The sequence below is a fragment of the Achromobacter sp. B7 genome (assembly GCF_003600685.1).
Lineage (GTDB): Bacteria > Pseudomonadota > Gammaproteobacteria > Burkholderiales > Burkholderiaceae_B > Achromobacter > Achromobacter spanius_B.
In genome coordinates, this window is sequence record NZ_CP032084.1 from 3,032,321 (window position 1) to 3,047,205 (window position 14,885).

Sequence of the window (14,885 nt, forward strand, 5' to 3'; positions counted from 1 at the left end):
ACGATGATCAGTGAAACCAATCCCATCAAGGATGACGGCCTTTGGTACAAGGACGCCGTTATCTATCAGCTGCATGTGAAGTCGTTCTTCGACTCGAACGACGACGGGGTGGGAGACGTGCCCGGCCTGATCATGAAGTTGGATTACATCGCCAGCCTGGGCGTGAACACGATCTGGCTGCTGCCGTTCTACCCGTCGCCCCGGCGCGACGATGGCTACGACATCGCGGACTATCGCGGGGTGCATCCCGACTACGGCACGGTGGCCGACGTGCGCAAGCTGATCCGCGAAGCCCACGCCCGCGGGCTGCGCGTCATTACCGAACTGGTGGTCAACCACACGTCGGACCAGCACCGCTGGTTTCAGCGGGCGCGCACCTCGCGCCCGGGATCGGCGGCGCGCAACTTCTACGTGTGGTCCGACAACGACAAGGCCTACGCCGGCACGCGCATCATCTTTTGCGACACGGAAAAGTCCAACTGGACGTGGGACCCCGAAGCTAATGCCTACTTCTGGCATCGCTTCTATTCCCATCAGCCCGACCTGAACTACGACAACCCGCAGGTGCTCAAGGAAGTGCTGTCCGTCATGCGCTATTGGCTGGACATGGGCGTGGACGGGCTGCGGCTGGACGCCGTGCCGTACCTGGTGGAACGCGAAGGCACCAACAACGAAAACCTGCCCGAAACGCACCAGGTGCTCAAGCAGATCCGCGCGGTGATCGACCAGGAATACCCGGGCCGGCTGTTGTTGGCCGAAGCGAACCAGTGGCCCGAGGATGCGCAGGAGTATTTCGGCGCGGGCGACGAATGCCATATGTCGTTCCACTTTCCGCTGATGCCGCGCATGTACATGGCCATCGCGCAGGAAGACCGCTTTCCCATTACCGACATCATCCGCCAGACGCCGGATATTCCGGACACCTGCCAGTGGGCTATTTTCCTGCGCAACCACGACGAGCTGACGCTGGAAATGGTGACCAGCCGCGAACGCGATTACCTGTGGAGCGTCTACGCCGCCGATCCGCGCGCGCGCATCAACCTGGGTATCCGCCGCCGTCTGGCGCCCTTGCTGGAGCGCGACCGCCGCCGCGTCGAACTGATGAACAGCCTGCTCTTGTCCATGCCCGGCACGCCAGTGCTGTACTACGGCGACGAACTGGGCATGGGCGACAACGTGCATCTGGGCGACCGCGACGGCGTGCGCACGCCGATGCAGTGGTCGCCGGACCGCAACGGCGGCTTTTCGCGCGCTGACCCCGAGCGCCTGCCGCTGCCGGTATTGATGGGGCCGTTGTACGGCTACGAGGCGGTCAACGTCGAAGCCCAGCAACGCGACCCGCATTCGCTGCTGAACTGGACGCGCCGCATGTTGGCGCAGCGCCGCCAGACGCATGCGTTTGGCCGGGGCACGCTGCGCTTCATCCAGGCCGGCAATCGCAAGATCCTGGCTTACTTGCGGCAGTGGAACGACACCACCATCCTGTGCGTGGCTAACCTGTCGAACGCGGCGCAGCCGGTGGAACTGCCCTTGCAGGAATTCAACGGCCGCGTGCCGGTGGAAATGCTGGGCGGCACGCCGTTTCCGGCCATCGGTGAACTGCCCTATCTGCTGACCTTGCCGCCCTACGGCTTTTACTGGATGGACCTGAGCATGGACGCCGCGCCGCCGGGATGGCATGCCAGCGGCCCCGCCCAGATGCCCGAGCTGACGACGCTGGTGTTGAAGTCGCGCGGTGGCGCCGCGCTGACGGACTCGTCGCGCAACGTGCTGGAAAACGAAGTGCTGCCCGAGTACCTGGCGCGCCAGCGCTGGTTCCCGGGGTCGAAGGCGCCATCTCGCGCGCGCCTGGCCTACGCCACGCCCTTTGCCGCCAGCAGCGCGGGCATGGGCGGCGGCCGCAGCGCCGGTGGCGAGTTCTACTGGGCCGAAGTCGAACCCGAAGACGGCATAGACGACGGCCTGCGCGTGCAAGCCCCGTTCGTGTTGGTGTGGGACGAAACCGCGCAGGTGCAATACCCCATCGCGCGGGTGCGGCGCGGCCCGGAAGTGGGCACGCTGGCCGACGCCTTCCTGCAACCCGGCTTTGTGCTGGGCGTGATCGACGCGCTGCGCGCCAAGCAGGAACTGGACGGGCGCGACGGCGGCAAGCCGGGCGACAAACCCGGCGTCATCCGCTACCTGCCCGAACCCGGCCTGGCCGACGTGGACTTTGGCACGGAACCCGAATTGCAGTGGATTCGGGCCGAACAATCGAATAGCTCGGTGATCGTGGCCAACCAGGCCATCCTGAAGCTGATCCGCAATGTGAAGCCCGGCGTGTCGCCGGAAGTCGAGGTGTCGCGCCATCTGACGCGCGCCGGCTACGCCAACATTCCCGCGCTGCTGGGCGAGGTGGTGCGCGTGGACGCCGAAGGGGTGCCGCACACGCTGGCGGTCATGCACGCCTTCGTCAGCAACGAAGGCGATGCGTGGACGTGGACCCTGGACTACCTGAAACGCACGCTGGGCGCGGCCCTGCTGGGCGGCAACAGCCCCGAGGAATTCGAAGCCAGCCTGGAAGGCTACACGGTGATGGCCGGCACCATCGGCCGCCGTCTGGCCGAGCTGCACAACGCGCTGGCGCAAGCCACGGACGACCCGGCCTTTCCGGTGCAGACGGCCACCGCCGAGGATGCCCAGGCGCACGCCACGCGCATCGCCGGGCAACTGGACCGCGCCGACGAGGACCTGCGCGCGGTGATGGACCGCCTGGAAGCACCGTCGCACGCTTGCGCGCAGTGGCTGTTTGAACATCGCGACCGGCTGCGCAAGCAGGTGGACACGATGGCGCAGGCGTTGGTGGGCGCGCCGCTGATTCGCGTGCATGGCGACTTCCACCTGGGCCAGGTGCTGGTGGCGCAGACCGACGCCTACCTGATCGACTTCGAAGGCGAACCAATCCAGACGCTGGAGGCCCGGCGCAACATCACCACGCCGTACAAGGACGTGGCGGGCATGCTGCGCTCGTTCGATTACGCCGCCGCGTCGGTGGCGCGATCGGACCCGATGGGCGGTGCGCCCACCGACGCCAACGCGGGGGCCGCCGACTCGGCCGCCGCGCCGGGCGTGCCGCAGGATCTGCGTGACACGCTGCTGGCGCGCTTCGGCTCGCGCGCGGTCGAGGCCTTCTTGCAGGGCTACCAGGAAGCGGCGTCCACGGCTATTGCGCTGCCGGGCGCGCAGGAAGACACCCTGCTCAAGCTGGCTCAGCTGGAAAAAGCCGCTTACGAAGTTAGCTACGAAGCCGCGCACCGGCCGGACTGGATCTCTATCCCGCTGTGCGCCCTGACCGGACTGGCACGAGAACTCTTGCAAGATGCGGCGATCAGCGCCGAGGAAAAAACACGATGAGCCTTCCTGACAACGGTGGCTTGCCGCCGTCCTCCACCCCCGCCGGCCAGGTTGACGCGGCCACGCTGCAAGCCCTGGCCGGGGGCCAGCACGCCGACCCCTTCGCCGTGCTGGGACCGCATGACGGCGCCGTTCGCGCGCTGCTGCCCGGCGCCAACGCGGTGGCGGTGATCAGCGCGGATGGCACCCGGACGCCCCTGCATGAACAAGCACACGGCCTGTACACCGGCGCCGCACCCGGCGCCCGCCCCGGCGACCCGGCCTCTTATCAACTGGCCATCCAATGGCCCGGCACGGAGCAGGTGACGGCGGACCCGTATGCCTTCGGGCCGGTGTTGTCGGACGCGGACCTGGGCGCCTTGTCCAGCGGGGACTGGCGCGCTGCGCTGGACTTGCTGGGCGCGCGCCTGGTGGAAATGAACGGCGTGTCCGGGCTGCGTTGCGCGGTCTGGGCGCCCAATGCGCGCCGCGTCGCGGTGGTGGGCGACTTCAACAGCTGGGACAGCCGCCGCCACCCCATGCGCCTGCGCCACGCCGCCGGCGTGTGGGAATTGTTCATCCCCGGCGTATGCGCCGGCGATTGCTACAAGTTCGCCATCACCGATAGCGCGGGCGCCATCGTGTTCAAGGCCGACCCCATGGCACGGCGCGCGCAGGCCGCACCCGCGACCGCGTCGGTAGTGGACGACCCCACGCCCCACGTCTGGACGGACGAAGACTGGATGCAATCGCGCGGCGCGCGCCAACAGCCCGACGCGCCCATTTCGATTTACGAAGTGCAGGCCGGCTCGTGGGTGGCCGCCGACAACGAGCGCTGCGTCTGGGACCAGTTGGCCGACAAGCTGCCGGCCTATGCGCAGGCCATGGGCTTCACCCATGTGGAATTGATGCCCATTATGGAATACCCGTTCGGCGGGTCCTGGGGCTACCAGCCGCTGGGCATGTTTGCCCCGTCGGCGCGCTTTGGCCCGCCGGCGGCCTTCGCCCGCTTCGTGGACCGCTGCCACGCCATGGGCGTGGGCGTGATCCTGGACTGGGTGCCCGCGCACTTTCCGAACGACGCGCATGGGCTGGCGCGCTTTGACGGCACGCCGTTGTATGAATACGCCGATCCGCGCGAAGGCTATCACCCCGACTGGAACACGCTGGTCTACAACCTGGGCCGCACCGAAGTCAAAGCGTTCATGATCGCCAGCGCGGTGCACTGGCTGCGCCAATTCCATATCGACGGCCTGCGCGTGGACGCGGTGGCCTCGATGCTTTATCGCGACTACAGCCGCAAGGCCGGCGAGTGGATTCCCAACGTGTACGGCGGCCGCGAGAACCTGGAAGCCGTGGCGTTCCTGCGCGACCTGAACAGCACCGTACGCCACGAAGCGCCGGACGCCATCGTGGTGGCCGAAGAATCCACCGCATGGCCGGGCGTGACGGCGCCGGTGTCCGAGGGCGGCCTGGGCTTTCACTACAAATGGAACATGGGGTGGATGCACGACACGCTGCGCTACATGGAGGAAGACCCCGTGTATCGCAAGTATCACCATCACGACATCACCTTCGGCATGGCCTACGCCTATTCCGAACGCTTCATCCTGCCGCTGTCGCATGACGAAGTGGTGCACGGCAAGGGCTCGCTGCTGAACAAAATGCCGGGCGACCATGGCACCAAGCTGGCGAACCTGCGCGCCTACCTGGGCTTCATGTGGGCGCATCCCGGCAAGAAGCTGCTGTTCATGGGCGGCGAGCTGGCGCAGCCGGCCGAATGGAATCACGACGCCACCATCAACTGGAGCCTGCTGGACGACGCGGGCCATAAAGGCGTGCAGCGCCTGGTCGCGGACCTGAACCGCGTGTATCGCGATTCGCCCGCGCTGCACGAAATGGACGCCCAGCCCGAAGGCTTCGCGTGGCTGGTCATGGACGACGCCGACAACAGCGTGGCCGCGTTCCTGCGCCGCAGCGGCGCATCGACCATGCTGGCCATCTGCAACTTCACCCCCGTTACCCGCCACGGCTACCGCGTCGGCGTGCCGCTGGCGGGGCGCTGGGCCGAAACGCTGAACACCGACGCCGGTTGGTACGGCGGCTCGGGCCAAGGCAACCAGGGCGCGGCGCAGTCCGCCGATCAGCCCGCTCACGGCCACGCGCAATCCTTGTCGCTGACGCTACCTCCTCTTGCCACCTTGTTCTTCACGCACGAAGGCTGAATCCATGGACCCCACTCAGTTCACCCGCCTTACCTCCGGCAAGCCGTATCCGCTGGGCGCCGTCAGTGACGGCTTGGGCGTGAATTTCGCCGTGTTCTCGGCGAACGCCACCCGGATCGAACTGTGCGTGTTCGATGCGCGCGGCCGCAAAGAACTACGACGCTTCGACCTGCCGGAATGTACCGACGAAATCTGGCACGGCTACCTGCCCGATGCCCAGCCCGGTTTGATCTACGGCTATCGCGCCCATGGGCCTTACGACCCGCGCAACGGCCACCGCTTCAACCCGCACAAGCTGCTGCTGGACCCCTACGCCCGCCAGCTGACCGGCCCGGTCAGCTGGAGCGATGCGCTGTTCGGGTACCGCCTGAACCATGCGCGCGGCGATTTGTCGATGGACCGCCGCGACAGCGCGCCGGCCATGGCCAAGGCGGTGGTGACCGAAGACGTGCCCTTTAACTGGGGCAACAGCAAGGCGCCCGACACGCCGTGGACGGACACCACGATCTACGAAGTGCACCTGCGCGGCGTGTCGATGCAGCGCGAAGACCTGCGCCCGCCGCTGCGCGGCACCTGCGCCGCGCTGGCGGACCCACGCTTTATCGAACATCTGCATCGCCTGGGCGTCACCGCCGTCGAACTACTGCCCGTGCACGCCTTCCTGCAAGACCGCTTCCTGTTGGAACGCGGGCTGCGCAACTACTGGGGCTACAACACGCTGTCGTTCTTCGCGCCAGAACCGACCTATCTGCAACGCGGCCCGAACGACCTGCGCCAGGCCGTGCGCCGCCTGCACGCCGCCGGGCTGGAAGTGATACTGGACGTGGTCTACAACCACACCTGCGAAGGCAGCGAACTGGGCCCCACCCTGTCGTGGCGCGGCTTGGACAACGCCAGCTACTACCGCCTGATGCCGGGCGAAGAGCGCTACTACATCAACGACACCGGTTGCGGCAACACCGTCAACCTGTCGCACCCGCGCGTGCTTCAGATGGTGACGGATTCACTGCGCTACTGGACGCAGTCGTATGGCGTGGACGGCTTTCGCTTCGACCTGGGCGTGACGCTGGGCCGCGAGGGCACGGGCTTTGACCCGGGCTCCGGCTTTTTCGACGCCTTGTTGCAGGACCCGGTGCTGGCCGGCGTGAAGCTCATTTCGGAACCCTGGGACATCGGCCCGGACGGCTACCAACTGGGTAGCCACCCGCCCGGCATGGCGGAATGGAACGACCGCTACCGCGACACGGTGCGCCGCTACTGGCGCGGCGACGAAGGCATGCGCGGCGACATGGCGGCCCGGCTGTGCGGGTCGCGCGATGTTTTCGACCGCCGCCACCGCCGCCCCTGGGCCAGCGTCAACTTCATCGCGTCGCACGACGGCTTCACCACGCAGGACGTGGTCAGCTACGACGGCAGCCACAACGAAGCCAACGGCGAAGGCGGCAACGACGGTCATTCGGAAAACTACAGCCACAACTGGGGCGTTGAAGGCCCGACCGACGACGCCGCCATTCTGGAAACGCGCGGCCGCGTGCAGCGGGCGCTGCTGGCAACCCTGTTCATGTCGGACGGCACGCCGATGATGTTGGCGGGCGATGAATTCGGCAACAGCCAGGACGGCAACAACAACGCCTATTGCCAGGACGGCCCCGTGTCGTGGCTGGACTGGACGCAGGCGCAAAGCGACGAAGGCCGCGCACTGAGCACGTTTGTCGCCCGTGCGGTGGCGCTGCGGCGCGACCACCCCAGCCTGCGCGCCGCCCGCTTTGGCGACGCGGCGCAGGAAGTGTGCCCCGGCGTCAGCGCGATCGGCTGGTTCGACACGCACGGCGGCCCCATCGACCAGGGCGCGTGGGATGACCCGCAACAACGCACGATGGCGGTGCGGCGCGCGGCGCTGCGCGAGGACGGCAGCGCGGACATCACTTTGCTGCTGATGAACCCGGGTGCCGAACCCGCCACCTTCACCCTGCCCGAGCCCGGCCAAGCCTGGCTGCGAGAGCTGGACTCGGCCACGCAAGTGCCCGCCGCGCCCGTCACCGAAAACGAAATCACCGTACAGGCGCACAGCCTTGTCCTGCTGTCTGCTACCTGCATCTCCGGAAATGGATCATGACCGTGTTGCCCGAACCGTATACCCACGGCGCGCTGCCGCTGCCCGATGGCCGCACGCGTTTTCGCCTGTGGGCCCCCTCCGCTCCGCCCGACCTTGCGCTGGTTATTCCCGGCCGTGATCCCATCCCCCTGCATCCCGAGACCGATGGCTTTGTGCAGGTGGACGTCGATTGCACGGCGGGCACGCGTTATCAATACCGCCTGGGCGCAGGCCTGCTGGCGCCCGACCCGGCGTCGCGCCTGCAAGACGGCGACGTGCACGACGCCAGCGTGGTGGTGGGCGCGGACAGCTATCCGTGGCGGCACCCGTCATGGATGGGCCGGCCGTGGCGCGAAGCGGTCATCTACGAAGCGCACGCCGGCCTGGCGGGCGGCTTTGCGGGCCTGACGCAAAAGCTGCCCGAGCTGGCCGACATGGGCTTTACGGTGATTGAGCTGATGCCGATTGCCGACTTTCCCGGACCGCGCAACTGGGGCTATGACGGCGTGCTGCCCTATGCGCCGGACACGGCCTACGGCACGCCCGATGATCTGAAGAACCTGATCGACACCGCGCACGGGCTGGGCCTGTGCGTGATGCTGGACGTGGTCTATAACCACTTCGGCCCGGACGGCAACTACCTGTCGCAGTACGCGGCCCCGTTCTTTCGGGATGACGTGGCCACGCCGTGGGGGTCGGCCATCGATTTTCGCCAGCCCCCCGTGCGCCGCTACTTCGAAGAGAACGCGTTGTACTGGCTCACGGAATACCGCTTTGACGGCCTGCGCCTGGATGCGGTGCACGCTATCCCGGACCCGGAATGGCTGGTAGAGCTGGCGCAATTTGTGCGCGGGCAGATTCCGGCGCAGCGCCACATCCATCTGGTACTGGAAAACGATGACAACCGCGCCAGCCTGCTGACCGATGGCTACGACGCCCAATGGAACGACGACGCGCATCACGTGCTGCACCACCTGTTGACGGGGGAATCGCGCGGCTATTACGCCGACTACGCAGACCGCCCCGCCCAGGCCCTGGCGCGCTGCCTGGGCGAAGGCTGGGTCTACCAAGGCCAGCCGTCGCCCTACCGCCAGGGCGCCGCCCGTGGCGAGCCCAGCGCGCACCTGTCGCCCACGTCGTTTGTGCTGTTCCTGCAAAATCATGATCAGACCGGCAACCGCGCGCGCGGCGAACGGCTGACCCTGCTGGCCGAAACCACGGAACGGCTGCGCGCTGGCGTCGTGCTGCAACTGCTGGCCCCGCAGATTCCGCTGGTGTTCATGGGCGAAGAAGCCGGCAGCCGCGCGCCGTTCCTGTACTTCACCAGCCATACCGACCCGGCCTTGGCCACGGCGGTACGCGAGGGTCGTCAGCGCGAATTCGCCGCCTTCCCCGAGTTTTCGGGCGCAAACAGCGAGGCCGTACCCGACCCCAACGCCGAAACCACCTGGGACCAGAGCAACCCCTGGACGCCCGAGGCCAGCCCCGACGCGCAGCAGTGGCGCGACCTTTACCGCGCGCTGCTGGACATGCGCCAGCGCGTCATCGCCCCGCGGCTGGACGGCGCCAAGACCGTGTTCGCGCGTGCCGTCGGTGAACACAGCGTGCATGCCAGGTGGCGTTTGGCGGACGGCGCGCTGCTGTCCGCGTACGTCAACCTGGGCCCCGTGCCGGAGGCCCTGCCGCGTCAACAAGCGTCGGCCGCGCCCTTGTTTTCGGCGCTGCTGTTTGAGTCGCGCGCCGGTGCGTTCGACGCGTTGTGCCAGGGCAACCTGTGCTCGGAAAGCACGGTATGGCTGCTGGAGGAGCCCGCATGAGCGCCGGCGCCCCCGCCGGGCTATCGGAGTTGGCGGCCGAGGCCGGTATCGCGGAACACTGGACGGACGCGGACAAGCGCCCGCAACGCGTATCACCCGACACGCTGCGCGCCCTGCTCGCCGCGATGGACCTGCCCGCCGGGTCCGAGGCGGATATTCGCGACAGCCGACAAAGGCTGGCCGACATGCAATCGCAGTCGCACCTGCCCGCGATGCTGGTCGCCGTCACCGGTGAAGCCGTGTTTCTGCCACGCAACTGCGCCGGCGCTTATCGCATCGAACCGCCGGCCGGGCCCGCCATCACCGGCCAAACGACGGACCAGAACATTGACCGGCCCGAGGACCAGCCTGCCGGCCAAGGCGGAGGACAAGGTGCAGGCCAGCACACAGGCAAGCGCACAGATCTGCGCGCAGACCAACGTACCGGCCGACCCACGCAGGCGGGCGGCACCGCGCCAATGTTGCGCGCCCCATCCACGCCGGGCTACTACACGCTGCACACGGCCAGCGGCGTGACGACGCTTGCCGTTGCGCCCGCCCGCGCGCCTTCCGTGGACGAGCTGCTGCAAGAGCGGGACGCGCGCGCCTGGGGCCTGGCCGTGCAGGTCTACAGCCTGCGCCGGCCCCACCCCGATCCCACGCAGGCCACGCATGGCTTTGGCGACTTTGGGGCGCTGCGCGACTTGGCCGAGGCAGCCGGCAATGCGGGCGCGGACGCGCTGGCGATCAGCCCCGTGCACGCCATGTTTGCCGCCGACGCGGCGCAGTGCAGCCCGTATTCGCCGTCCAGCCGGCTGTTCTTGAACACCTTGTACGCCGATCCCGCCGCCGTCCTGGGCGCCGACGCCGTGCGCGATGCCCTGGCAGGGATGACCCACACGCGCTTGCGCTCGCTGGATGCCCAGCCGTTGATCGATTGGCCCGCGGCCGCCGGGTTCCGGCACCAGCTGCTGCGGCGTCTGCATGAACGTTTCACCCTGGCCGCCGGCGATGAACAACGCCGCGCCTACGACGCCTTCCGCAACGCGGGCGGGCAAGACCTGCGTGACCACGCGCTGTTTGAAGCGCTGCACGCGGCGCACAGCCTGGAGGCGGGCACGCCCGTGCCGTGGACGCAATGGCCGGCCGATCTGCGCGACCCGCGCTCATCCGCCGCGCAACAGTTCGCCGCGCAGCATGCCCAAGAGGTGGACGCGCATGCGTTTGCCCAGTGGCTGGCCTCGGCCAGCCTGAAGCAGGCGCAGCATGCCGGCCGCGATGCGGGCATGCGCGTGGGCATCGTGGCGGACCTGGCGGTGGGCGCAAGCCCGCTGGGCAGCCACGCATGGAGCCGCCAGGCCGACCTGGTCAAGCGCGCCAGCGTGGGCGCGCCGCCGGATATCTACAACCCGCTGGGCCAGGGCTGGGGGCTGACCGCGCTGTCGCCCGCGGCCTTGCAGAAGTCGGGCTATTCGGCGTTTCTGGCCATGCTGCGAGCCTGCCTGGCCCACGCGGGCGGCCTGCGTATCGACCACATCCTGGGCATGGCCCGGATGTGGCTGATCCCTGATGGCGCCGGTCCCCAAGACGGCGGCTATGTGCGCTATCCGCTGCGCGAATTGCTGCGCCTGACTGCCCTGGAAGCGTGGCTGCATCGCGCGCTGATCGTGGGTGAAAACCTGGGCACGGTGCCGGAAGGCTTTGACGCGCTGCTGGAAGAACACGGCGTGCTGGGCATGGACGTACTGTGGTTCATGCGCGCCCCTGCCACGCCCGACGGTTCCGACGGTTCCGACGGTTCCGACAGTTCCGACAGTTCCGACAGTTCCGACAGTTCCGACAGTTCCGACACATCCGACACATCCGACAATTCCGACCCGTCCGACACGCCCGACGCCCCTTCCGCCCCCCCGGCCTTCCTGCCCCCTTCGGAATGGCCCAAACACGCTGTTGCCATGACCACGACTCACGATTTGCCGACTTTGGAAGGCTGGTGGCACGCCCAGGATATTCTGTGGCGCTCCCGCTTGAACCTGCTGGGCCCCGGCCAGGAAGAAGCCGCCCAACGATCCGGCCGCCTGGAAGAACGCGCCACGCTGTGGCGTTCGGTACAGGCGTCCTCGCCCACGGCCTCGACCCGGCCCTTGCCCCGCCAGACGCCCAGCGCCGAACTGCTGGGCTTTGTGGCCGCCACGCCCTGCCCGCTGATGCTGGTCACGCTGGAAGACCTGACGGGTCAGCTGGATCAGCCCAACCTGCCCGGCACCATCGACGAACACCCCAACTGGCGCCAACGGGCGCCATTGTCGGTGGACGACTGCCTGACCGCGCCCGCCAGCCAGGCGCGCCTGCGTCCGGTGCGCGCCAGGCGGGGCCGCTCATGAAGCCCGTCGCCCCGCCCATCGCCCCCAGCATTCCCCGCGCCACGGCGCGCCTGCAATTGCATGCCGACTTCACGCTGGACGACGCACGCCGGCAGCTTCCCTACTACGCCGCGTTGGGGGTCAGCCACTTGTACCTGTCGCCCATCACCCAGGCCAAGGCGGGCTCCACGCACGGTTATGACGTTATCGACCACCAGCGCGTCAGTGACGATCTGGGCGGCGAAAGCGCGCTGCGCAAGCTGGCAGACGCGGCACGCGCCCACGGCATGGGCCTGATTGCCGACATCGTGCCCAATCACATGGCCGCGCATGCGTCCAACGCCTGGTGGGCCGACGTATTGCGGCTGGGCCGGCAAAGCGCGCAAGCCGGCACCTTCGACATCAACTGGGACGCGCCCGACCCCCTGCTGCGCGGCAAGGTGCTGCTGCCCGTGCTGCCCGACCCGTACAGCGAAACCCTGGCAGCGGGTGGCATCCGGCTGGTGCACGATGCGCAGTCGGGCACCAGCTATATCGAAGCCGGCGGCCAGCAGTTGCCGCTAACGCCCGGCTCGGCCACCGGGGACCCGGCCACCTTGTGCGCAGCCTGCGACCCCGGCAGCGCGGCCGGCCAGGCGCGGCTGCACGCCTTGCTGGAACGCCAACATTACCGCCTGGCCTGGTGGCGCACCGCGCCCGACCTCATCAACTGGCGCCGCTTCTTTGAAATCAGCGAACTGGTGGGCGTGCGCGTGGAGGACGAGGCCGTGTTCAACGCCGTGCATGCGCTGGTGTTGCGCTTGTACCGCGAAGGCGTGCTGGACGGCCTGCGCATCGACCATATCGATGGCCTGGCCAGCCCCGGTGCCTATCTGCGCCGCTTGCGCCGCGCCATGCGCGAGGCGGACGACGCCCGCAGCCAGGCCGGCCTGCCCGGCGAAGGCTATCTGGTCATTGAGAAGATCCTGGCGGACGACGAAGCGCTGGAACCGCATTGGCCCACCCACGGCACCACGGGCTACGACTTCATGGACCAGGTGGGCGCGCTGCTGCATGCCCCCCAGGCACAGGCGCCGCTGGAACAGTTCTGGGCCAGCCTGAGCCGCGACGCGCGCGATGCCCCGGCCCAACTGCGCGACGCCCGCCACCGCATGCTGGCACGCCACTTCCCCAGCGAAAGGCTCGCGCTGGTGACGGCGCTGGCGCGCATCGCGCACATGGATGCGCGAACCCGCGATTGGACCCAGCCCGCCATCGACCGAGTGCTGACGGCGCTGCTGGCGGCATTCCCGGTGTACCGCACCTATGCAGAGGACGGCGGCCGCAGCCCCGCCGATACGCACTGGTGCCGCATCGCGCTGGACCAGGCGCGCGCGGCGCTGGGCGACGCGTCGGCCGACCTGCGCTTGCTGGACCAGTTGGACCACTGGCTGGGCGGGGGCACGCCGCCGTCCGAGTCCGCAACGCCCGCAACGTCTGCAACGTCTGCAACGTCCGCAACGCCCTCAACGTCTGCCACGCCCGCACCGGCTGCGGCTGCGGCTGCAATCCCCGGCGCCGACTCGGCGGACGCCCCCGATTCCCAGCAGGCCGAGGCGCGCACGCTGGCCTTGCGCCGGTTCCAGCAGCTGACGCCGCCCCTGGCCGCCAAAGCCTTGGAAGATACGCTGTTCTACCGACGCGGCCCGCTGTTGTCCCGCAACGAAGTGGGCTCCAGCCCGACCCGGTTCACGCTGCCGCTTGAAGAGTTCCATGCACTGTGCGCCGCGCGTGCGGGCACGCACCCGCATGCCATGCTGGCCACCGCCACCCACGACCACAAGCGCGGCGAAGACACGCGCGCCCGGCTGGCCGTGCTGTCTGAAATCCCCGACGAGTGGCGCCGCACCGCGGACGGCTGGATTGCCCGGCTGGCGCCACCCGGGCCGCCCACCCCCGCCGACCGCTACCTGCTTTTGCAAAGCCTGGTGGGCGCGTGGCCGCTGTCGTTGTCACCCGAGCGGCTAAGCGAACAGCCCGAGGCCATTGCGGACTTTCTTGGCCGCATCGCGCAGTGGCAGGAAAAAGCCCTGCGCGAAGCCAAGCTGCACACCAGTTGGACGGACCCGAACGCCGACTACGAGGGCGCCGCCCGACGATGCATCGAGGCCTTGCAACAGCCCGGCGACGGGCAGGCCCTGCTGCGAGACATCGGCACCTGGGCGCTGAAAATCGCTTCGGCGGGCCTTGTGAACAGCCTGACCCAGACGGTGCTGCGCAACACGGTGCCCGGCGTGCCGGATCTTTACCAGGGCGCGGACCTGTGGGACTTCAGCCTGGTCGATCCCGACAACCGCCGCCCGGTGGACTACGCGGAGCGGGCGGCGCTGCTGGCCGAATCGAATCCGCCTGGCACCTTGGAAGGCGATGCAACGGATGCCACCGCGACCTTGCAGGAAGACGCGCGCCCGGACGTGCTGGCAGGGCACGTTGACACGCCCATCGCCACCGACGCGCAGGCATGGCGCAGTGGCGCCATCAAGCAGTCACTGATCCAGCGCGCGCTGGCGCTGCGGGCGCGTCACCCCGACGTTTTCCGCCTGGGCGACTACACGCCGCTTGCGGTGCACGGCCCGCGCGCCGCGAACGTCATTGCGTACCTGCGCCGCCATGACGGGCGCTGTGTGGTGGTCGTGGCGCCCAGGCTGTGCGCCATGGCGCTGGCCGGCTACGCCCAGGGCAAACCGGCGCAGGCAGCGGCCTACTGGGAGGGCACCCGCGTGGCGCTGCCGGCAGACGTGGACGCGGACATGGACGCCTTGCGCGACGTGCTTTCCGGCCGCCGTCCCAGCGTGAACGGGGCCGGCGAACTTGCGCTGGACCAACTGCTGCGAGACGGGCCGGTGGCGCTGTTGGCGACGGAGTAGCGGGAAGGACGGAGTAGCGGGAAGGACGGAGTAGCGGGAAGGCAAGCGCGGCGGCGAGTGCGGAGGCAAGTGCGGAGGCGACGCGCCACGGAGCCGCCGCGCTGCGCCCAGCCCCGTCACGCTTGGTA

Annotated in this window: 6 protein-coding genes; all 6 read left to right on the forward strand. The window is 68.5% G+C overall.

The genetic code is table 11. The features are described from left to right. Window positions 1-3 precede the first annotated feature (3 nt). Genes treS through treY form a run of 6 tightly spaced genes read left to right on the forward strand, consistent with a single transcriptional unit; the run spans window position 4 to window position 14,757 of the window. Window positions 4-3,393 carry a maltose alpha-D-glucosyltransferase gene (gene treS / locus DVB37_RS13740; RefSeq protein WP_120155681.1) on the forward strand — a complete coding sequence of 1,130 codons (3,390 nt, stop codon included), beginning with the start codon at window positions 4-6 and terminating at the stop codon, window positions 3,391-3,393. Then, on the forward strand, window positions 3,390-5,597 hold the full coding sequence (gene glgB, locus DVB37_RS13745; protein ID WP_120155683.1) for a 1,4-alpha-glucan branching protein GlgB: 2,208 nt from the start codon (window positions 3,390-3,392) through the stop codon (window positions 5,595-5,597). The genes treS and glgB overlap by 4 nt, the downstream gene beginning before the upstream one ends. A 4-nt stretch (window positions 5,598-5,601) precedes the next feature. Next, the gene (gene glgX, locus DVB37_RS13750) at window positions 5,602-7,713 is read left to right on the forward strand and encodes a glycogen debranching protein GlgX (protein ID WP_120155686.1); all 2,112 of its coding nucleotides are present in this window, start codon (window positions 5,602-5,604) and stop codon (window positions 7,711-7,713) included. Next, window positions 7,710-9,509, forward strand: a complete 1,800-nt coding sequence (treZ, locus tag DVB37_RS13755; RefSeq protein WP_120155688.1) for a malto-oligosyltrehalose trehalohydrolase — start codon at window positions 7,710-7,712, stop codon at window positions 9,507-9,509. The genes glgX and treZ overlap by 4 nt, the downstream gene beginning before the upstream one ends. After that, window positions 9,506-11,872: a 4-alpha-glucanotransferase gene (gene malQ / locus DVB37_RS13760; protein WP_240434112.1), complete on the forward strand. Its 2,367-nt coding sequence runs from the start codon at window positions 9,506-9,508 to the stop codon at window positions 11,870-11,872. The genes treZ and malQ overlap by 4 nt, the downstream gene beginning before the upstream one ends. Next, complete coding sequence (gene treY, locus DVB37_RS13765; protein WP_120155692.1) at window positions 11,869-14,757, forward strand: malto-oligosyltrehalose synthase; 2,889 nt, start codon at window positions 11,869-11,871, stop codon at window positions 14,755-14,757. Before malQ ends, treY begins: the two co-directional genes overlap by 4 nt. Window positions 14,758-14,885: the final 128 nt, after the last annotated feature.

Excerpts from the sequence above, each read along its gene's own strand:
- treY (WP_120155692.1), top strand. The coding sequence starts at position 11,869 with ATGAAGCCCGTCGCCCCGCCCATCGCCCCCAGCATTCCCCGCGCCACG.
- glgB (WP_120155683.1), top strand. The coding sequence starts at position 3,390 with ATGAGCCTTCCTGACAACGGTGGCTTGCCGCCGTCCTCCACCCCCGCC.
- glgX (WP_120155686.1), top strand. The coding sequence starts at position 5,602 with ATGGACCCCACTCAGTTCACCCGCCTTACCTCCGGCAAGCCGTATCCG.
- treS (WP_120155681.1), top strand. The coding sequence starts at position 4 with ATGATCAGTGAAACCAATCCCATCAAGGATGACGGCCTTTGGTACAAG.
- treZ (WP_120155688.1), top strand. The coding sequence starts at position 7,710 with ATGACCGTGTTGCCCGAACCGTATACCCACGGCGCGCTGCCGCTGCCC.
- malQ (WP_240434112.1), top strand. The coding sequence starts at position 9,506 with ATGAGCGCCGGCGCCCCCGCCGGGCTATCGGAGTTGGCGGCCGAGGCC.